This is a genomic window from Henriciella marina (assembly GCF_027213945.1).
GTDB lineage: Bacteria > Pseudomonadota > Alphaproteobacteria > Caulobacterales > Hyphomonadaceae > Henriciella > Henriciella marina_A.
Genome location: NZ_JAPWGW010000001.1, coordinates 1,019,015 through 1,038,339 on the forward strand (window position 1 = coordinate 1,019,015; position 19,325 = coordinate 1,038,339).

The following is a 19,325-nucleotide window of genomic DNA, read 5'->3' on the forward strand; positions in this document are numbered from 1 at the left end:
ATGAAGCAGATGAAGAAGAAAACGGCGGCCGACCTGAAGAAACTGGTCGGGCTGAAGCGCCAGCGGGCCGAACAGGACATGGCCGAAGCGCAGTTCGAGCTTGAGCGAGCGCAGAGTGACCTCGCCGCGATGCGCGCCGCCCTACAGGTCCCAGCCGAGCCGATGGACTTCGCAGCGGTCAGCCTCGCCGAGCGGAATGGAAGTTCGCGTCGCCTGGTCGAACAGCTTCGTGCGCAGGAAGCGCTTGTTTCGGAACGCCGCACCGCGCTCGCCGAAGCCACGGACCGGCTCCGCCTCGCTTTCGGCTCACAACAGGTTCTTGAGCGATCCCTGCGCCCGGGCTGTTAGGCGCGATACACATGGCTTGCCTTTCGTCGCATGGACAATCATGTCACGGCATGATGAAAGGCGCAGATCATATCAAACAGGCTGCGGAATAGAGGTTCAGCGCTCATGTCGACAGGTCTTGTTACTCTTTTTGGTGGCTCCGGCTTTATCGGTCACTATGCGGCCCGCGCCCTTGTCGAGGCGGGCTACCGCGTCCGCATCGCGGTGCGCCGTCCGCATCTTGCTGGTGACGTCCGTCTCGCGGGTCCTCCGGGCTGGGTCGACATCGCGCAGGCCAACGTCCGCAACCGCCTCTCGGTCGAGCGCGCCATTGAAGGGGCCGACGCTGTCGTAAACCTCGTTGGCATCCTTTACGAAAAGGGGCAGCAGAGCTTTGAGTCCGCCCAGCTTGGCGGCGCGCAGACCGTGGCTGAATGCGCAGCCGCCGCAGGCATCAAGCGCTTTGTCCAGATGTCCGCGATTGGTGCAGATGAGAACTCAGAGTCTGACTACGCCCGCACTAAGGCCCTGGCTGAACAGGCTGTCCGAAACGCTATTCCCGAAGCCGTTATCCTGCGACCATCCATCGTGTTCGGGCCGGAAGACGACTTTTTCAACAAGTTCGCGGGCATGGCGGCCCACCCGGTTTCAAACATCGCGCCCTTCCTGCCAGCGATTGGCGGCGGCAAGACAAAGCTTCAGCCCGTCTATGCGGGCGACGTCGCCGAAGCTATCGCCGCAGCTGTGAGCCACGACGATGTTCAGGGCAAGACCTATGAACTCGGCGGCCCAAGCATCTATACCTTCAATGAGCTTTACGACTTCATCGGCGAGACGATCGACCGAAAGCGCTATGCGCTGCCGCTGCCATACTTCGTTGCCAAGCCGATGGGCCTGACCTTTGGCGCAATCTGGAAGATCCCGTTCCTGCCGCTGCACACGGTTCTCGGCCCACCACCGATCACGGGTGACCAGGTCGATATGCTGAAGACGGATAATGTCGTCGCAGAGGATGCGCTGACGTTAAAAGACCTTGGCGTGGACGAGATTGAAAGCATCGAAGCGATCGTGCCGAGCTATCTGTGGCGCTATCGTGCCTATGGTGAATTCCACCAGAAGGGCGAAGCGTAAGTCGCTTCGCCCATTCTTGGGTCCAATCCTAATTCGGCGATTTGGGGCCTGAAATCTCTTCGATTCCCGGCTCTATCCGATACTCAATCGGATAAACGATGCCTGTCATCCGTACCGGTTCGCCATCGACGATCTTCGGTTCAAAGCGCAGAGACCGGATCGCCTTGCGTGTGACTTCTACGAAGCCGGGATGTGTGCAATCCACCTCAATACCGGTTTCGACAAACCCTTCTTCTGAAACATTGAAAGTCGACTTGCAGTTGGCGCTTACACCCTGCTGACTAAGCTCGATCGGATATGACGGTGTTGGTGGAGCAATTGGCTGAACGTCGGTGTCAGCGATGCTCGGAAGGGCAAGGCTGACAAAGCCGACAATTGCCGTCGCGGCTGCTGCGAGACCGCCTGTGGTTTTCAATGGATTGCTGATGAGGGTCATGGAGAGGTCCTTTGCGATACGTTTGGCTTTCATCTGCCGCGAGCGTCGCAGATAGGCGTCAATGAAAGTGCGCACCGCATGGCTTGCCGTTATTCCCTCTGCCTCGCAGGCGGCCTTGAAGGCTTCCTTCTTGGAATGAGGTAGACGGACTTCCAGTGTCTCTGATTTCTTTTCGCGGTGCTGCTTCATCTAATTCGGCCTGACTGTGCTTAGCGGCTGCTCCATGCTTCAAGGCTATCGCCCTGATAGAAACCACAAAGCCGTCCCGGCACCAGAGTTTTCGTGTCCGGACACGCATTTGGCGGTGGCGGAGAGCGAGATTTTGCCGGTCAGAGGCCGATCAACGGGATGGCTGTCAGAATGGCGATGCCGAGCAACACACGGTAGATCACGAAGGGCAGAAAGCTCATCCTGTTGAGGAGCGCCATGAGCGCCCAGATCGATGCAAAAGCCGTCACGAAGCTGAGCCCCGCCACGATAAGGCCATCAGACAGCGGCACCGTGACTTCGCCTGCATCGGCGGTGGCGAGCTTCAGGCAGGCATAGCTGCCCGCGATCAGCAGGACCGGCGCACCGCAGAGCATACCGAAGCGGGCCGCCTCCGTCCGCGACAGGCCGAGGGCGCGCGCCGCTGTCATCGTGACGCCTGAACGGCTGACGCCCGGGATCATGGCCAGCGCCTGCGCAAGGCCGATCAGCACGCCGTCACGGAGCGTCATGTCGGCTTCGGTGCGGTGACGGGGGCCTTTCACGTCTGCCCACCACAGAAGCAGGCCAAAGACAATCGTCGTACCGGCAATCACATAGGCGCTGCGCAGGACGTCGAGGCCGGGAACAAGCTCATGGGCCAGTCCGGCCAGAAGGGCAGGCGGCGTCGCCACGAGAATGAGGAGGGCAAGTTTGCCGCCATCCGTCAGGCGGCCATTCTCGCGGCCAATGCCGACGAGTTCGAAACTGCCCTTCACGACGCGGCCAGTATCTCTCCAGAAAAACGCAAACAGCGCGAACAGCGTGCCGAGATGGGCCATGGCGTTCACCATCAACTCGTCTTCGCCCGAGACGCCGAAGATGTTCGCGGTCAGAAGGACATGCGCAGACGATGAGATCGGAAGCCATTCCGATATACCCTGCACGATAGAAATGATGACAAGCTGGAGAAGCGACATAGTTCCAGTTCCGGCGGTATGTTCAACGCTCAACCCTATGTCACGCTTCGGGCGCGAAAGCACCCGCGCAAAATGCATATCGAAATGATATGCGTTAAATTTGCCAAACTCGGATTTTGGCGCTATATTGTTGACCAAATCAGATAAAATATATCACTACGATATGTGGTGAATGAATCTGCCTTGCAAAGCTGCTGAAAAGCGCCGATAGGGCACAAACTTGCACGAGAAGGATGGGCGCCATGGCCAGCCGCATGCTGAAATTCACGTCGATCAACCCGACCATGCCTCAAAAACGCGCGGCCGAAGCGCGCCGCAGCGACTTTCAGGAAATCTATGGCGACTACGCCCAGACGGTCGCCGAAGATCAGGCCGCCCGTTGTTCGCAATGTGGCGTGCCGTTCTGTCAGCAGGGGTGCCCCCTCTCGAACAACATCCCGGACTGGCTGAAACTCGCTGCCGAGGACCGGATGGAAGAGGCCTATCAGGTCTCGTCTGCCACCAATAACATGCCCGAAATTTGCGGACGTATCTGCCCGCAGGACCGCCTCTGCGAAGGTATCTGTACTGTCGAGCAGTCCGGCCACGGCACGGTCACCATCGGTGCGATGGAACGCTATATCACCGACAATGCGTGGGAGCAGGGCTATGTGACCCCGATCAAGCCCCCGCGCGAGCGCGAACAGTCTGCCGGTATCATTGGCGCAGGTCCGGGCGGCCTCGCCGCCGCAGAACAGCTTCGCCGAAAGGGCTATCAGGTCACTGTCTACGATCGCTACGACCGCGGCGGCGGCCTACTCGTCTATGGCATTCCGGGCTTCAAGCTCGAGAAGCATATCGTTGAGCGCCGCATCAAACGTCTTGAGGAAAGCGGCGTCCGATTTGAATTCAACGCCTCCATCGGCGAGACCCACAAGCTGTCAGACCTTCGCGATGAACATGACACGCTGCTGATCGCGACCGGCGTATACAAGGCGCGCGACCTGATGGTGCCGGGCGCAGGCTGCGAAGGCGTCCATAAGGCGCTCGACTTCCTGACGACTTCCAACCGCAAGGGGCTCGGCGATGACGTGCCTGAGTTCGAGAACGGCACGCTCGACGCAAAAGGCCGCAAAGTCGTCGTCATTGGTGGCGGTGACACGGCCATGGACTGCGTGCGCACCGCCATCCGTCAGGGCGCGACATCTGTTTCCTGTCTCTATCGCCGTGACCGCGCCAACATGCCGGGCTCACAGCGCGAAGTCGCAAACGCTGAGGAAGAAGGTGTCGTCTTTGAGTGGCTCGCGTCTCCCGAAGCGCTGATCGACGATGATGGCGGCAAGCTCAAAGCTGTGCGCGCTGCACGCATGAAGCTTGGTGCGCCAGACCCGTCGGGGCGCCAGTCTCCGGAAAAGACAGGCGAGACCTTCGATATCGAAGCCGACATGGTCATAAAGGCGCTTGGCTTTGATCCTGAAGACCTGCCACACCTGTTCAATGAACCGGCGCTCACCGTGAACCGCTGGGGCGCGATCAAGGTGGATTTCGCCACGCTCGAAACGAGCCTTCCGGGTGTGTTCGCCGCAGGCGACATCGTTCGCGGTGCCTCGCTCGTCGTCTGGGCGATCAAGGATGGACGCGACGCAGCCGAGAGCATGCACAAGCGTATGAAACAGATGGCCCGCACGGCCTCCGCTGCTCCCGTCGCCGCTGAATAGACCGGCCTGACCGACAGCGCTTCAAGACAAACCCTTCCAGGGATACCGACATGACCGACACGATCGAAAAATACCTCAAAGAACGCCAGAAGCTGATTGAGGCGCACGCCTATGATGAAGAGTTCGAGAAAGATGCCTGCGGCGTCGGCCTCGTGGCTTCTCTCGATGGCAAGCCAAAGCGCGAAATCGTCGAAATGGGCATCAAGGCGCTCAAGAATGTCTGGCACCGGGGCGCCGTCGACGCAGACGGCAAGACGGGTGACGGCGCTGGCATTCGTATCGAGGTTCCGCAGGACTTCTTCCGTGAGCAGGCAGAGCGCACTGGCCATAACCCGACGGACGATCCGATCTGCGTCGGTCAGATCTTCCTGCCGCGCACCGATCTTGGCAATCAGGAAGCAGCGCGTGCCATTGTGGAGACCGAAATCCTTCACTTCGGCTTCTATATCTATGGCTGGCGCCAGCCTCCGGTGGACATCTCGGTCATCGGCCAGAAGGCCGCCGACACCCGCCCCGAAATTGAGCAGGTTATGTTCCGCGACAGCCGCGGCCGCACCTCTGATGAGCTTGAGCGCGCGCTCTATCTTTGCCGCCGCCGGATTGAGCGCAAGGCACGCGAAGCCGGTATCCCGAGCTTCTATATCTGCTCGCTCAGCCATAAATCGCTGATCTATAAGGGCATGTTCCTCGCCCAGGACATCGACAACTTCTATCTCGACTTGAAGGATGAGCGCTTCGTCTCGCCAATTGCGATCTATCACCAGCGCTATTCGACCAACACCTTCCCCCGCTGGGAGCTGGCACAGCCCTTCCGGATGCTCGCCCATAATGGCGAGATCAACACGCTGCGCGGAAACCTCAACTGGATGAAGAGTCACGAGATCAAGATGGTTTCCGGCGCCTTCGGTGACGATGTGGAAGATGTGAAGCCCGTCGTGCCGAAAGGGTCGTCTGACTCTGGCGCACTGGATTCAGTGTTCGAAATCCTCTGCAAGGCGGGGCGCACGGCGCCCATGACCAAAGCGCTTCTCATTCCAGAAGCGTGGTCGAAGCGCGCATCAATCATCCCTGACGAACACGCTGCGCTTTACGCTTATTGCAATTCCGTGATGGAGCCATGGGATGGCCCTGCCGCCGTTTGTGCCTATGATGGCCGCTGGGCCGTTGCCGGTCTCGACCGTAATGGCCTTCGTCCGCTCCGCTATGCGCTGACCTCTGATGGAATTCTTGCGGTTGGCTCCGAGACGGGCATGTGTCCGCTTTCCGGGCATGATGTCGTCCGCCGCGGCCATGTGCGCGCCGGCGGCATGATCGCCGCCAATCTCGAAGAAGGCCGCTTTTACGAGCATGACGAAATCGTCGGCCAGCTCGCGGCCGAGCACCCGTATTCTGACTGGCTGAAAAGCGTCAAGGAACTCGAAGTCGATATCATGAATGGCGAGGAGCCGCGTCTCTTCGACAAGGAAGCGTTGCTGCGCCGCCAGATGGTCGCCGGCTTCACCCTCGAATCTTCGGAGTTGATCCTCGCGCCCATGGCGGAGGACGGCAAGGAAGCTATCGGCTCGATGGGCGACGACACACCGGTCGCGGTCCTTTCGCAGGAATGCCGCCCGCTATCGCACTTTTTCCGCCAGAGCTTCAGCCAGGTAACCAACCCGCCAGTCGACCCACTGCGCGAAGACCGCGTCATGTCGCTTAAGACCAGGTTCAAGAACCTCGGCAACATCCTGACCACGGATGAGACCCAGCAGAACGTCTTCGTTCTGGAAAGTCCGTTCCTGTCGACCGGGATGTATGACCGGCTCATGGGCATTCTCGGTGAAGGCGTCGAGCATATCAATTGCACCTTCCCGCTCGCGGACGTGAAGCATGACGGCCGCGCCCTGAAGGAGGCCCTGTCGCGTATCCAGCGTGAAGCTGAAGAGGCCGTTCGCGCCGGACGTGAGCACATCGTCCTATCGGATGAGAACCAGAACCCGGAGAACGTGGCGATCCCGATGATCCTCGCGACGGGCGCGGTTCACAGCCACCTTGTCAGCCAGGGCCTTCGTACCTTCTGCTCGATCACGGTTCGCTCAGCTGAATGCCTAGACACGCATTACTTCGCGGTTCTCGTCGGCGTTGGTGCAACCTGCGTGAACGCCTACCTTGCTCAGGAAGCCATTGCCGACCGCCACGCGCGCGGTCTGCTTGGTGATGAGCCCCTCAGATATTACGTCCAGAACTACAAGAAGGCGATTGAGGCGGGTCTTCTGAAGATCATGTCCAAGATGGGCATCTCGGTCATCTCCTCCTATCGCGGCGGCTATAACTTTGAGGCGCTCGGCCTCTCTCGCGCGCTTGTGGCGGACTACTTCCCGGGCATGACTAGCCGTATCTCGGGTATCGGTCTCGCTGGTCTTGAAGATAATGCTGTCGAGCGTCACGAGCTTGCCTTTGACGAAGACGTTATCTCACTTCCGGTGGGTGGCTTCTATCGCCTGCGCGCATCCGGTGAGCCGCATGCCCTCGATGGCAACCTCATTCATATGCTGCAGGCAGCGTGCGACCGCGGCGATTACGCCCTGTATGAGCGTTATGTCGACGCGCTGAGCGGCCGTGCGCCGATCCAGCTACGCGACCTCATCGACTTCAAGACCCGCAGCCAGACCTCGATCCCGCTTGAGCAGGTCCAGTCGGTCAACGAGATCCGCAAGCGGTTCGTGACGCCCGGCATGTCGCTTGGGGCGCTGTCACCAGAGGCACACGGCACGCTCAACGTCGCCATGAACCGAATCGGCGCGAAATCCGTGTCCGGCGAGGGCGGCGAAATCCGGGAGCGTTACCGTCCGCTCCCGAACGGCGACAATATGAACTCGGCCGTCAAACAGGTGGCGTCTGGCCGCTTTGGCGTGACCGCAGAATACCTCAATGAATGCCGCGAAATCGAGATCAAGATCGCCCAGGGAGCAAAGCCCGGCGAGGGCGGCCAGTTGCCCGGCTTCAAGGTGACTGAGCTGATCGCGAAAAACCGCCACGCCACACCGGGCGTGACGCTTATCTCGCCACCGCCGCACCATGACATCTACTCGATCGAGGATCTTGCCCAGCTCATTTATGATCTGAAGCAGATCAATCCTGAATGCCGCGTCTGCGTGAAGCTTGTCGCGCAGTCAGGTGTCGGCACGGTTGCGGCAGGTGTGGCGAAAGCCAAAGCTGACGTAATCTTGATCGCGGGCGGTGTTGGCGGTACGGGTGCAAGCCCGCAGACCTCCATCAAATATGCCGGCCTGCCATGGGAAATGGGCCTCGCAGAGGCGCATCAGGTTCTCTCGCTCAACAACCTCCGCGACAAGGTCACCCTGCGAACGGATGGCGGCCTTCGTACTGGACGCGACATTGTCATTGCGGCGATGCTGGGCGCAGAGGAATACGGCATCGGCACCGCATCGCTGGTCGCCATGGGCTGTATCATGGTGCGTCAGTGCCACTCGAATACCTGCCCGGTCGGTGTCTGCGTGCAGGACGAGGCGCTTCGCAAGAAGTTCACGGGCACCGCCGAAAAGGTCGTGAACCTCATGTCCTTCCTCGCCGAAGACGTTCGCCACATCCTCGCAAGCCTTGGGCTGTCGTCACTGGATGAAGCTGTCGGGCGGACTGATCTTCTGGCGCAGGTCAGCCGCGGCGCCTCGCACCTTGATGACCTCGACCTCAACCCGTTGCTGGTGAAGGTCGAGACCACCAAGCCAGTCGTCTATCGCCCGGACCACCGCACCGAAGTGGTCGAAACGCTCGATGCGCAGATCCTGCGTGATGGTGAGCCCTTCTTCACGCGCGGCGAGAAGATGCAGCTCGAATATGACGTACAGAACGTCCAGCGCTCCATTGGTGCACGCTGTTCGTCGGCTATCGTTCGCAAGTTCGGCGAGCGGGCGCTGCCTGAGGGTCGTCTGCGTATCCGTCTTACCGGCAGCGCGGGTCAGTCGCTTGGTGCCTTCTCCGTGCAAGGGCTCCTGCTCGACGTCTATGGCGATGCCAATGACTATGTCGGCAAGGGGCTCTCGGGCGCGACTATCCAACTCCGCCCGCGCCGCGATGCGCAGCTCGAAGCGTCCGAAAACACCATCATCGGCAATACCTGCCTCTATGGTGCCACCAATGGCCGCCTCTTTGCGGCAGGTCAGGCAGGCGTGCGCTTCGCCGTGCGTAACTCCGGCGCAGAGGCGGTCGTCGAAGGCTGCGGCGCGAATGGCTGTGAGTACATGACGGGTGGCCGCGTCGCGATCCTCGGACCGGTCGGTGACAATTTCGGCGCCGGTATGACGGGCGGCATGGCCTGGATCTGGGATCCGAAGAACATCTTCTCCCGCGTCGCCAACCCGGACTCCATCGACTGGTACCCGCTTGCAGACATGTCGGAAGAACATATCGGGCGCTATCAGACGCTGCTTGAGATGCATGCCGAACGCACCGGTTCGAAGCGCGCGAAGGAACTGCTTGAGAACTGGGACAAGACGCTTGAGCAAACCCACTTCATCGTGCCGAAGGAGGTTGCTGACCGCATTCTCGGTAGCAAGCAGCCAAAGCTCCAGGCGGTCTAGGACCTGCCTTTTGCAGTGAATCAGGTGCGCGCGCAGGGCAGGTCTTGCGCAGCGTGTGCACCGCGCCCACCTGTCCCGCAATGCCAGACAGAGAAACCAGTTGATCGCCTGACATGAGTAAACAGGATTATTACGAAGTATTGGGCGTCTCCAAAGACGTCGACGCCAAGGCGCTTAAAAGCGCCTATCGCAAGCTTGCGCTGAAATACCACCCTGACCAGAACCCCGGCGACGATGCTGCCGAGGCGAAGTTCAAGGAAGTTGGCGAAGCGTATGCCATTCTTTCCGACCCGGAAAAACGCGCGGCCTATGACCGTTTTGGTCATGCAGCCTTTGAAGGCGGCGGTGCAGGCCCTGGAGGCGGCAACCCGTTCGGTCAGGGCGATCCTGGCGATATTTTCGAGAACATCTTCAGCCAGGTGTTCGGTGGCGGTTTTGGTGGCGGCGGCCGGCGTCGTAATGGTCCGGCGCGCGGCAATGATCTTCGTTACGATCTGGAGATTGCTCTCGAGGACGCGTTTACTGGCAAGGACACCGAGATAACCCTGCCGACAGCGGTCGATTGTGACACCTGCGATGGCAGCGGTGCAGAGCCTGGCACCAGCCCTGAAACCTGTCCGACCTGCCAAGGTGCGGGCCGCGTGCGCGCTCAGCAGGGTTTCTTCACGATGGAGCGTACTTGCGCGCGCTGCTCTGGCCGCGGCAAGGTCATCCCGCACCCATGCAAAACCTGCGGCGGTGCTGGTCAGGTGCGCGAAGATCGCACCCTTCAGGTCAAGATTCCAGCAGGCGTCGAAAGCGGCATGCGGATCCGTCTGGCGGGCGAGGGCGAGCCCGGCATGAATGGCGGGCCAAAGGGTGACCTCTACATTTTCATAGACGTTTCAGAGCACGACATCTTCGAGCGCGATGGTCCGAACCTCTACTGCCCGGCACCTGTTCCGATGGTGACAGCGGCCCTTGGCGGCGAGATCGAGATCCCGACCATAGATGGTGGCCGCGCCCGTGTGACCGTGCCGGAAGGCGCGCAGACTGGCCGCAAGCTTCGCCTTCGCGGCAAAGGCATGCCGTCGCTTCGTGGATCCGGTCATGGCGGCGACCTCTTCGTCGAGATGATCGTCGAAACCCCGCGCAATCTTTCTGCGCGCCAGAAAGAGCTGCTGCGAGAGTTCTGCGAATGCTCAGGCGCCGACTGTAATCCGGAAAGCGAAGGCTTTCTCGGCCGCGTCAAGAAGTTCTGGGATGGGATGACCGGCGAAGACGGCCAGCGCCCGAACTAGGTGCTGGTGTTCACGGCCTCAGCTATTTCCTCACAGATCGCCTTCAGCCGCGCAATATCCTGCGGGCGTGACAGCCGATGGTCGCCATCCTTGATAAGGTGGAAGACAAGGTCGTCGCACGTCATGGCGCTCACCAATCGTTCGGCGTGTTTCCATGGCACATCCGGGTCCTGCATCCCCTGAAGGATGCGCACCGGTCCCTTGAACTCGATAGGCGCGTCGAGGATTGACCAGGTCTTGCCGTCCTCAATCAGCGCTCGCGTGATAGGGTAGGGGTCACCATAGTCTGACTGGCGCAGGTGCACCCCCTTTTCCAGGATCTCAGCCTGTGCTTCGCTTGAGAATTCCGGCCACATCAGCTTCTCGGTAAAGTCCGGTGCCGGCGCGATCAGGACCAGTCCCTTTACCCGGTCCGGCAGCGCCATCATGGACAGAAGCGCCATCCAGCCGCCCATGCTGGATCCGACGAGGATGAGGTCGCCTTCTGTCTGCGCTATGATCGCGGCCAGCGCGTCTTCGCGCCAGGCGCTGATCGTGCCGTCTTCGAAGGCACCGGCCGACTGGCCATGGCCGGAATAGTCAAACGCCAGGAAGCCGTGACCTTGCGCTTTGGCCCAGGCTTCCAGCTCGGTGACTTTTCCGCCGAGCATGTCTGACTTGAACCCTGACAGCCAGACATAGGTGAGACCTGTGGCTCCATGGCTGTGACGGAAGGCGATGCGGCGGCCCTGCGGCGTTTCGAAATACTGTGTGGTCATGGGTCGAAGGCCTTGCGCGGGCTGCAGGTATTGTCAACCAAGTCCCTTGGCGAATGCCTCGCTTACGCGCTAGAGCGACGTGGAGGCTGCTGTATTCAGGCCAGAACCGGTGCGAGCGAAAGATAATGTGCGCATGACAGAGACGGCGCTGCCAGATCTTGGTGGCAAGACCATACTTCAGGTGATTCCGGAGATGTCGGCTGGCGGCGCTGAACGTACAACGCTGGAAGTCGTGGAAGCCATCATTGAAGCTGGCGGCCGGGCCGTCGTCGCGAGTGAAGGTGGCCGGTTGGTCAGCGCGCTGGAGGCGGCAGGCGGTGAACATGTGTCCCTTGGCCTCACGACAAAGAACCCGCTCACCATCTTTTCCAATGCGGGCAAGCTGGCAGACCTTATCGAGGCTCGCGGCATCGACCTTGTGCATGCACGTTCGCGGGCCCCGGCTTGGAGCGCGCTCTGGGCGGCGCGCCGCATGGGCCGAGCTTTCGTGACGACCTATCATGGTGCCTATTCTGGCAAATCGGCGCTGAAGAAGGTCTACAATTCAGTAATGGCGCGCGGTGATGTCGTGATTGCGAATTCCGGATGGACCGCTGATCACGTTCAGTCCGTTCACGGCACACCGGGTGAGCGTCTTGTTACCATCCCGCGCGGCGTGGATTTCGATGTCTTTGATGAGGCGGCCGTCGGGTCCGACCGGATTGAAGCGATCCGCCAGACTTGGCGGATCGAGGCGGCAAATCCGACTATCCTTCTCTTGCCGGGCCGCCTGACGAGCTGGAAGGGCCAGCTCGTGGCGATTGAGGCGTTCTCGAAGCTGGATGAAAGCCTCCGGGCTGGCACCATCCTGATCCTCGCCGGGGACGCGCAGGGGCGTGAGAAGTACCAGGAAGAGCTTGAGCAGGCGATCGAGACCTATGGCCTTGGGCATGCCGTGCGCATTGTCGGTCATACCGATGACATGGCGGCCGCGTACTCTGCGTCGGATATCGTCCTTGCGCCCTCCACGCGCCCTGAAGCGTTTGGGCGGGTTGCAGCTGAGGCATCTGCTATGGGTAAGCCTGTCATTGCAGCAGATCATGGCGGGCAGCGAGAGATCGTCGAAGACCGGCGTACCGGACTTCGGGTTGAGCCGGGTAACCCTGCGTCACTGGCAACCGCAATCGGCGCACTCCTTGCATTGGACGAGACAGAACGAAACGCGATTGGGGCGGCCGGCCGTGCCCATGTGCGTGAGCGGTTTTCAAAACGGGGTCTACAGGCCGCGACCCTGTCGGTTTACAAACGCGTCTTCGAAGCGCGTGAGGAGCAGTTGAATTGAGTAGAAGCGCCAATCCTGGAGAGAAAGCCAGGCGCGTCCTCGTCATCAAACTTAGTGCGCTGGGCGATTTCGTTCTGGCGCTCGGTGCCATGCGCGCTATCCGCGCCGCTCACCCCAAAGCGAGTCTCACGCTGCTGACGACGCCGCCCTATGAAGGACTGGCGAAGGCGACCGGCTTTTTCCAGAAAATCGAAACCGATGGTCGCCCCGACGGATTGAAAGCAACACGCGCACTCCTCAAACGTATTCGAGACCAGAAATACGACATCGTTTACGACCTCCAGACCTCGGGGCGAACAGCGAACTATTTCAAGGCGCTAAATATGCCGATGCGCACGCCGCCCCTCTGGTCGGGGCACGCGTCCGGCGCAGCTTTTGAGCACAAGGGCGCGGACCGCGAGCGCATGCACAGCATCGACAGGTTCGGCGCTCAGCTGGAGATCGCAGGTCTGGGGCCGGAGACAACAGGGGGCGAATGGCCGCCCATGCCTGACATGTCCTTCGTGCGCAGGGCGCTCGGCGACTCACCGTCGCTCCTGCCAGAATACTTCTCGATCTATGGGCCGTATGCATTGATCATCCCCGGCGCCTCGAGCCACCGTAGCGCCAAGCGATGGCCGCCGGAACGCTATGCGGCGCTGGCCTCCCGCATCGCCGAAGCAGGCGTTACGCCTGTCCTGATCGGTTCGAAAGCCGAAGCCGAGATCGCACAGACGATCTGCCAGGCAGAGCCGCGCACCAAAAACCTCGTCAACCGGACGAGCCTTTTCCAGATCGTGACGCTGGCCGATCAGGCGCTATTTGCTGTTGGCAATGACACCGGGCCGATGCATATGGCGGCACTTTCCCGATGTCCGGGCGTTGCCCTTTTTGCAACCAGTGAGAGTGATCCTGCAAAGGCGGCACCGCGCGGCGCGCAGATGATTATCTGTCAGGCTCCGACGCTTGATGAGCTAAGTGTGCGTGACGTCTGGCAGGCCGTTCAGATGCTGGGTGCAATTCCAGGCCGCGATAAAGTCGCGCAAACTTGAAAATCCTGCCAAAAATCGGCATATTCCAGTTCGCTTTAATTTGCTCAAAGGAGAAGAGCCATAGCACGTAGACCGCATGCGGCACCGCCATCCAAAAGAAACACAGGGCCGCGCATAAATCGGGACATCAAGGCAGAGAAAGTTCTGCTGATCGACGAAGAAGGCGAAAAGCAGGGTGTAATGCCTCTCATGGCTGCACTGGATGCGGCCTCTGAGGCTGGCCTCGATCTTGTGGAAGTGTCGCCTAACCAAGAAGTCCCGGTCTGCAAGATCATCGACTATGGTAAGCTCCGCTACGAAGAGCAGAAGAAGAAGGCTGCTGCCAAGAAGAAGCAGAAGTCGGCTGAGCTCAAAGAAATCAAGATGCGTCCGAACATCGACGTTCACGACTATGAAGTGAAAACCCGCTCGATGACGCGCTTCTTTGAAGAAGGCGACAAGGTGAAAGTCACCCTGCGCTTCCGTGGCCGCGAAATGGCCCACCAGTATCTCGGCATGGAGCTTCTCCAGAAGGTCAAGGAAGAGTTCGACGAGATCGCCAAGGTTGAGCTTGAGCCCAAGCTCGAAGGTCGTCAGATGACCATGGTGATGGCGCCGCGCTAAGACGCTGGCTATCAACTGATAAAATCGCGTTTGATAGGACAGGGCGCGCCTTGATTTAGGCGCGCCTTTCCGTCATAAGCGCCCTCTTTCGAGCACTGCGGGCCAAAACGGCATGCCTGCGGGCTCATGAACGACTAGCTAGTGGTCGCCCAGTGCGTCCCGACAGGAGATCGAAATGCCGAAGATGAAGACCAAGAAGGCCGCTGCAAAGCGGTTCAAGTTCACGGCCACAGGCAAGCTCAAGCACGGCGTCGCCGGCAAGCGTCACCGCCTGATCAGCCACAACGCAAAGTACATCCGCCAGAACCGCGGCACCAAGCCGGTCGCCAAGGCTGATGAGCATCGCGTCAAAAAGTACCTGCCCTACGGCCTCTAGGCCGGCAGCAGCTCGAACTCGAACCGTTTTTGAACTAGCAGGAGGCCCAGATGCCCCGTTCACGTAACAAAGTGCCGGCACACGCCCGCCACAAGAAGATTATCAAGGCAGCCAAAGGCTATTATGGCCGCCGCAAGAATACTTTCCGCACGGCAAACGCTGCTGTCTGGAAAGCTGGCCAGTATGCCTATATCGGCCGCAAGCAGAAGAAGCGCACCTTCCGTTCGCTCTGGATCCAGCGCATCAACGCGGCTGTCCGCGTCCATGACGAAGAACTGACCTATTCACGCTTCATCGACGGCCTCACCAAGGCTGGCATCGAAGTTGACCGGAAGGTCATGGCTGACCTTGCCGTGCACGAACCAGAAGCTTTTGGCGCACTGGTGGAGAAGGCCAAGGGCGCGCTCGCAGCTTAAGCGTTTCGCTTTTTGCATTTCTCCGCTATTTCCGACCGCCAAGGCGGGGCGGAAAAGCCCCGTTCGGCCTTAAACCCAACGGGGCTTTTTCATGTCTGAACTCGATAAGATCGAAAAAGAAGCGCTAGATGCGCTGGCTGCGGCAGGCGACCTTGCTGCGCTCGACGCGGTACGCGTGGCCGAGCTCGGCAAGAAAGGCCGCATCTCCGGCCTGATGAAGACGCTCGGCGGCATGAGCCCGGAAGAGCGCCAGGATATGGGCCCCAAGCTCAATGGTCTGCGCAACCGTGTTCAGGACGCCGTAGAGGCACGCAAGTCAGAGCTTGAAGAAGCCGAGCTGGAGAAGAAGCTCCAGACCGAGCGCATCGATATGACCCTGCCGCCGGTCGCTGCGCCCGAGGGCAAGCTGCACCCGGTCATGCAAGTCTTCGAAGAGATCGCCGCCATCTTCGGCGATATGGGCTTCACGGTCGCTGAGGGCCCGGACATTGAAGATGACTGGCACAATTTCACCGCGCTGAACTTCCCCGAAGGCCACCCGGCGCGTGAAACGCACGACACCTTCTTCTTTCATCCTCAGGAAGGCGCCGCGCCAAAAGTCCTTCGTACCCACACCAGCCCCGTTCAGGTGCGCGTGATGGAGGCCCAGAAGCCGCCAATCCGTATCCTCGTGCCAGGCCGGGTCTACCGCAATGACTGGGACGCGACCCACACACCGATGTTCCACCAGGTCGAAGGCCTCGTCATCGAGAAGAACATCCATATGGGTCACCTCAAGGGGTGCCTCATCGATTTCGTGCGCGAGTTCTTCGAGGTCGATAATGTCGAGGCACGCTTCCGCCCGCACTTCTTCCCGTTCACCGAGCCCTCGGCCGAGATGGACGTGAAATACACCAAGGTCGGCGACTCGATCGAGATCGGGGCAGGCGACAGCTGGATGGAAATCCTCGGTTCCGGCATGGTCCACCCGAATGTGCTGCGCAATTGCGGCATCGACCCGGACGAGTATCAGGGCTTCGCCTTCGGCATGGGCGTCGACAGGCTCGCCATGCTGAAATACGGCATGCCAGACCTTCGCCCCTATTTCGAAGCCGATGCAGGCTGGAGCCGTCACTATGGCTTCCGGCCATGGGCAACGCCCAGCGTCTCCGGCGGGCTGAGCTAGAAGGCGGGACAGGCCATGGGCAACGGCAACAAGGCAGAGATGCTAATTGCTATCTGCGCGGTGATCACCAGCGCGATTGCGGTCTTCATTGCCTGGGATCAGGGACGCGTCATGCGTGCCCAGCAGCATGGCGCCGTCTTCCCTGTCGTTCAGATCGAGGGCTTCGTCTCGGAGACCCCCTCGACCTCTGCTATGGGTATCCGCCTCACCAATAGCGGCGTCGGCCCGGCCTTGATCGAGCGGGTCGAGATGCTGAAGGATGGTGAGATCGTTGAGGACCTGACGCCGTACGCGGACACATTCCCGCCAGGCTATCAACAATCATGGTCGAGCCTGATCGGACGCGCCGTCGCGCCCGGTGACACCATCATGCCCCTCCGTGTTGACTGGCCGCGCGGTCAGGTGACTCTCGAACAACGCAATGCTGCCGCTGCGGCGTGGAGCGAGCTTGATGTGGAAATCTGCTACTGCTCTGTCTTCGACCGCTGCTGGACGGCGCGCGGCCTTGGTATGGGCGTCAGCATGAGCCGCGCTGAGCCGGTCAAACGCTGCCAGCGCAGTGAAAAAGATATTTTCGAGGACCTCGCGGACGATGTGCGCGCCCCTCAAACCGAACCGACTCCGGAAGTGGAATAGACGATGAAGTTCACACTCTCATGGCTGCAGGACTATCTCGCGACCAAGGCGCCGCTTGAGGATATTCTCGCGACGATGTTGAAGGCCGGCCTCGAGGTCGAGCATGTCGAAGACCCGGCTGAGAAACTCGCTGAGTTCACCGTCGCCCACGTGACAGCCGCAGAGCCGCACCCGGATGCAGACCGCCTGCGCGTCTGCACGGTAGAGACGAAGGATGGCACCAGGCAGATCGTCTGCGGGGCGCCAAATGCCCGCGCCGGTATGACGGCGATCTATGCCCCACTTGGCACCTATATTCCCGGTCTCGACTTCGCCCTCGACAAGAAGCCGCGCAAGATCCGCGGGATCGAAAGCCACGGCATGCTCTGCTCCACCAAGGAGATAGAGGCAGGCGAGGATCATGATGGTATCGCTGACCTGAAAGGCGACTGGAAAGTCGGCACGCCCGCCGCCGAAGCCCTTGGCCTGACCGATAAGGTCATCGATTTTGAAGTCACCCCGAACCGGCCAGACTGGCTGGGTGTGCAGGGCATCGCCCGTGACCTCGCCGCAGCCGGCGCAGGGCGGTTTCTCGAAAACCCGATCAAGAAGGTCGAAGGCAGCTTTGATTGCCCCGTGGATATCCAGCTCGAAGCGCCGCAGGCCTGCCCGGTCTTCGCCGGCGCACTCGTGCGCGGTGTCAACAATGGGCCATCTCCGGAATGGATGCAGCAGCGCCTGAAAGCGCTCGGCATCACGCCGCGCTCGCTGCTCGTTGATATTACCAACTACATCTCGTTCGACCGCGCCCGCCCGCTGCACGCCTATGACGCGGCGAAGCTGAAAGGCGCTGTCGTCGCCCGTCTCGGCCGCGAGGGCGAGAAGCTGGAAGCGATCGATGGCAAGACCTATGAGATCGGCTCCGAGATGTGCGTTATCGCTGATGATAGCGGGCCGATTGGCCTCGGCGGTGTCATGGGCGGTCAGTCTACCGCTGTCAGCGCCGAAACAATCGATGTGTTCATTGAAAGCGCCTGGTTCGATCCGCTCCGTACTGCCCGTACCGGCCGTGATACCGGCGTCATTTCCGATGCCCGCTACCGCTTCGAGCGCGGCGTGGATCCGCAAAGCTGCGTCGATGGTCTCAACTTCGCGCTCATGCTTATCAAGGAGTATGGCGGCGGTGAGGTTTCGGTCAGCCGCGTTGCCGGCCAGCCACCGGCCCCGCATGCCAAGGTCCTGTTCGACAAGCGCGATGTCGCTCGCCTCACGGGACTGGAGATCAAATCAGCCGACCTTAAGAAGATGCTGAAGGACCTCGGCTTCGGTCTCGAGGATACGGGCGAGGCCTGGTACCTCTCCGTGCCAAGCTGGCGCTTCGACATCGAGCAATCCGCAGACATCGTTGAAGAAGTCGCGCGTCTGACCGGTTATGACAAACTTCCGACCCAGTCGCTGCCTCTGCCTGAAGCGGGCCGCAAGGCGCTGATCACGCCAACGCAGGCCCGCATTCGCGCGGCGCGCCGCGTTATGGCCGCGCGCGGCTTTCTTGAGACGGTGACCTGGTCCTTCATGCCAAAAGAGCAGGCCAGATTATTCGGCGGTGGTGGTGATGCTCTGACCCTGTCGAACCCAGTCGCAAGCGAACTCAATCAGATGCGCCCCAGCATTCTGGCAAACCTCGCCGTCGCGGCCCAACGCGGCGCCGATCGCGGCGAGCGTGAGATGCGCCTGTTCGAAGCTGGTCCGGTCTATCTTGGTGATGGCCCCAAGGATCAACGTAATGTCGTTGCCGCCCTCGTGCGTCCCGTGTCCGGCCGTCACTGGAGCGGCGCACTCGCGCCTTATGATGCCATTGCTGCCAAGGCTGACCTCTTCGCCTTGCTCGCAGAACTCGACCAGCCGCCAGAGCGCTTCCAGATCGAAGCGCCGCGACAGGATCACTGGCATCCCGGCCAGTCGGCCTGCCTGAAGCTGGGGCCGAAAGTCACCATCGCGCATTTTGGCGCGCTGCACCCGCGCGTCCTGAAAGAGCTGGATGTCGACGGCCCTGTCTATGGCTTTGAGCTAAATCTAAACGCCCTGCCGATGATGAAGGCGAAAGCCACCAAGACGCGTCCTGTCCTGAAACGCGCTGACCTCACGCCAATCCGCCGCGATTTCGCTTTCGTCGTTGATGAAGGGGTTCCAGCTGGCGATATCGTCCGTCAGGCCCGCGCAGGTGACAAGAAGCTTATCACCGCGGTCGACGTTTTCGACGTCTATCAGGGCAAGGGCATCGAGCCGGGCAAGAAGTCCGTCGCCATCGAAGTCACGATCCAGCCCGAAGGCGAAACGCTGAAGGACAAGGAGATCGACAAGATCGCCGAAGCCGTCATCGCCAACGTGGCCAAGGCCACCGGCGGCGTGTTGCGAGGATAGCC

Annotated in this window: 16 protein-coding genes; 13 read left to right on the forward strand and 3 right to left on the reverse strand. The window is 60.6% G+C overall.

The window, feature by feature from the left end:
- Together O4G74_RS05215 and O4G74_RS05220 are read left to right on the forward strand one after the other, a co-directional pair.
- A complete protein-coding gene (locus O4G74_RS05215) occupies nt 1-348 on the forward strand; it encodes a hypothetical protein (protein WP_269401592.1) in 348 nt (115 codons plus the stop codon).
- A gap of 105 nt (nt 349-453) precedes the next feature.
- Nucleotides 454-1,458 carry a complex I NDUFA9 subunit family protein gene (locus tag O4G74_RS05220; RefSeq protein ID WP_269401593.1) on the forward strand — a complete coding sequence of 335 codons (1,005 nt, stop codon included), beginning with the start codon at nt 454-456 and terminating at the stop codon, nt 1,456-1,458.
- Nucleotides 1,459-1,486: 28 nt separating this feature from the next.
- Here the strand turns inward: O4G74_RS05220 and O4G74_RS05225 are convergent, their stop codons facing one another.
- Both O4G74_RS05225 and O4G74_RS05230 read right to left on the reverse strand, forming a co-directional pair.
- Nucleotides 1,487-2,083, reverse strand: a complete 597-nt coding sequence (locus O4G74_RS05225) for an energy transducer TonB (RefSeq protein WP_269401594.1) — start codon at nt 2,081-2,083, stop codon at nt 1,487-1,489.
- Between the two features lie 140 nt (nt 2,084-2,223).
- Nucleotides 2,224-3,060, reverse strand: coding sequence for an undecaprenyl-diphosphate phosphatase (locus O4G74_RS05230; protein ID WP_269401595.1), 837 nt, complete (start codon nt 3,058-3,060; stop codon nt 2,224-2,226).
- A gap of 242 nt (nt 3,061-3,302) precedes the next feature.
- Here O4G74_RS05230 and O4G74_RS05235 point away from each other — a divergent pair, with 242 nt between their 5' ends.
- From O4G74_RS05235 to dnaJ, 3 genes are all read left to right on the forward strand, one after another.
- On the forward strand, nt 3,303-4,757 hold the full coding sequence (locus O4G74_RS05235; RefSeq protein WP_269401596.1) for an NAD(P)-dependent oxidoreductase: 1,455 nt from the start codon (nt 3,303-3,305) through the stop codon (nt 4,755-4,757).
- 50 nt (nt 4,758-4,807) lie between these two features.
- A complete protein-coding gene (gene gltB / locus O4G74_RS05240) occupies nt 4,808-9,337 on the forward strand; it encodes a glutamate synthase large subunit (RefSeq protein ID WP_269401597.1) in 4,530 nt (1,509 codons plus the stop codon).
- A 113-nt stretch (nt 9,338-9,450) separates the two neighbouring features.
- Complete coding sequence (dnaJ, locus tag O4G74_RS05245) at nt 9,451-10,617, forward strand: molecular chaperone DnaJ (protein WP_269401598.1); 1,167 nt, start codon at nt 9,451-9,453, stop codon at nt 10,615-10,617.
- On the opposite strand, the gene O4G74_RS05250 is transcribed toward dnaJ, so the two are convergent.
- The gene (locus O4G74_RS05250) at nt 10,614-11,375 is read right to left on the reverse strand and encodes an alpha/beta hydrolase (RefSeq protein WP_269401599.1); all 762 of its coding nucleotides are present in this window, start codon (nt 11,373-11,375) and stop codon (nt 10,614-10,616) included. The two genes, dnaJ and O4G74_RS05250, sit on opposite strands and share 4 nt — an antisense overlap.
- A gap of 133 nt (nt 11,376-11,508) precedes the next feature.
- On the opposite strand from O4G74_RS05250, the gene O4G74_RS05255 reads away from it, so the two are divergent.
- The 8 genes from O4G74_RS05255 to pheT all read left to right on the forward strand — a co-directional run bounded on the left by O4G74_RS05255 (nt 11,509) and on the right by pheT (nt 19,323).
- Nucleotides 11,509-12,696 (forward strand): glycosyltransferase family 4 protein, encoded by a 1,188-nt coding sequence (locus tag O4G74_RS05255; RefSeq protein WP_269401600.1) that lies wholly within the window; start codon nt 11,509-11,511, stop codon nt 12,694-12,696.
- A complete protein-coding gene (locus O4G74_RS05260) occupies nt 12,693-13,727 on the forward strand; it encodes a glycosyltransferase family 9 protein (RefSeq protein ID WP_269401601.1) in 1,035 nt (344 codons plus the stop codon). The genes O4G74_RS05255 and O4G74_RS05260 overlap by 4 nt, the downstream gene beginning before the upstream one ends.
- A 60-nt stretch (nt 13,728-13,787) precedes the next feature.
- Complete coding sequence (gene infC / locus O4G74_RS05265) at nt 13,788-14,330, forward strand: translation initiation factor IF-3 (protein ID WP_119378868.1); 543 nt, start codon at nt 13,788-13,790, stop codon at nt 14,328-14,330.
- 175 nt (nt 14,331-14,505) lie between these two features.
- Nucleotides 14,506-14,706 carry a 50S ribosomal protein L35 gene (rpmI, locus tag O4G74_RS05270; RefSeq protein ID WP_119378867.1) on the forward strand — a complete coding sequence of 67 codons (201 nt, stop codon included), beginning with the start codon at nt 14,506-14,508 and terminating at the stop codon, nt 14,704-14,706.
- A gap of 50 nt (nt 14,707-14,756) precedes the next feature.
- On the forward strand, nt 14,757-15,122 hold the full coding sequence (rplT, locus tag O4G74_RS05275; protein WP_269401602.1) for a 50S ribosomal protein L20: 366 nt from the start codon (nt 14,757-14,759) through the stop codon (nt 15,120-15,122).
- 91 nt (nt 15,123-15,213) lie between these two features.
- Nucleotides 15,214-16,287 carry a phenylalanine--tRNA ligase subunit alpha gene (gene pheS, locus O4G74_RS05280; protein WP_119454735.1) on the forward strand — a complete coding sequence of 358 codons (1,074 nt, stop codon included), beginning with the start codon at nt 15,214-15,216 and terminating at the stop codon, nt 16,285-16,287.
- A gap of 15 nt (nt 16,288-16,302) precedes the next feature.
- Nucleotides 16,303-16,923 (forward strand): hypothetical protein, encoded by a 621-nt coding sequence (locus O4G74_RS05285; RefSeq protein WP_269401603.1) that lies wholly within the window; start codon nt 16,303-16,305, stop codon nt 16,921-16,923.
- A 3-nt stretch (nt 16,924-16,926) separates the two neighbouring features.
- Nucleotides 16,927-19,323 (forward strand): phenylalanine--tRNA ligase subunit beta, encoded by a 2,397-nt coding sequence (gene pheT, locus O4G74_RS05290; protein ID WP_269401604.1) that lies wholly within the window; start codon nt 16,927-16,929, stop codon nt 19,321-19,323.
- Nucleotides 19,324-19,325 lie beyond the last annotated feature (2 nt).

What these genes read in the sequence shown, in the direction of transcription:
- O4G74_RS05215 (WP_269401592.1), top strand. Translation starts at nt 1, where the DNA reads ATGAAGCAGATGAAGAAGAAAACGGCGGCCGACCTGAAGAAACTGGTC.
- O4G74_RS05220 (WP_269401593.1), top strand. Translation starts at nt 454, where the DNA reads ATGTCGACAGGTCTTGTTACTCTTTTTGGTGGCTCCGGCTTTATCGGT.
- O4G74_RS05225 (WP_269401594.1), bottom strand. Translation starts at nt 2,083, where the DNA reads ATGAAGCAGCACCGCGAAAAGAAATCAGAGACACTGGAAGTCCGTCTA.
- O4G74_RS05230 (WP_269401595.1), bottom strand. Translation starts at nt 3,060, where the DNA reads ATGTCGCTTCTCCAGCTTGTCATCATTTCTATCGTGCAGGGTATATCG.
- O4G74_RS05235 (WP_269401596.1), top strand. Translation starts at nt 3,303, where the DNA reads ATGGCCAGCCGCATGCTGAAATTCACGTCGATCAACCCGACCATGCCT.
- gltB (WP_269401597.1), top strand. Translation starts at nt 4,808, where the DNA reads ATGACCGACACGATCGAAAAATACCTCAAAGAACGCCAGAAGCTGATT.
- dnaJ (WP_269401598.1), top strand. Translation starts at nt 9,451, where the DNA reads ATGAGTAAACAGGATTATTACGAAGTATTGGGCGTCTCCAAAGACGTC.
- O4G74_RS05250 (WP_269401599.1), bottom strand. Translation starts at nt 11,375, where the DNA reads ATGACCACACAGTATTTCGAAACGCCGCAGGGCCGCCGCATCGCCTTC.
- O4G74_RS05255 (WP_269401600.1), top strand. Translation starts at nt 11,509, where the DNA reads ATGACAGAGACGGCGCTGCCAGATCTTGGTGGCAAGACCATACTTCAG.
- rpmI (WP_119378867.1), top strand. Translation starts at nt 14,506, where the DNA reads ATGCCGAAGATGAAGACCAAGAAGGCCGCTGCAAAGCGGTTCAAGTTC.
- rplT (WP_269401602.1), top strand. Translation starts at nt 14,757, where the DNA reads ATGCCCCGTTCACGTAACAAAGTGCCGGCACACGCCCGCCACAAGAAG.
- pheS (WP_119454735.1), top strand. Translation starts at nt 15,214, where the DNA reads ATGTCTGAACTCGATAAGATCGAAAAAGAAGCGCTAGATGCGCTGGCT.
- O4G74_RS05285 (WP_269401603.1), top strand. Translation starts at nt 16,303, where the DNA reads ATGGGCAACGGCAACAAGGCAGAGATGCTAATTGCTATCTGCGCGGTG.
- pheT (WP_269401604.1), top strand. Translation starts at nt 16,927, where the DNA reads ATGAAGTTCACACTCTCATGGCTGCAGGACTATCTCGCGACCAAGGCG.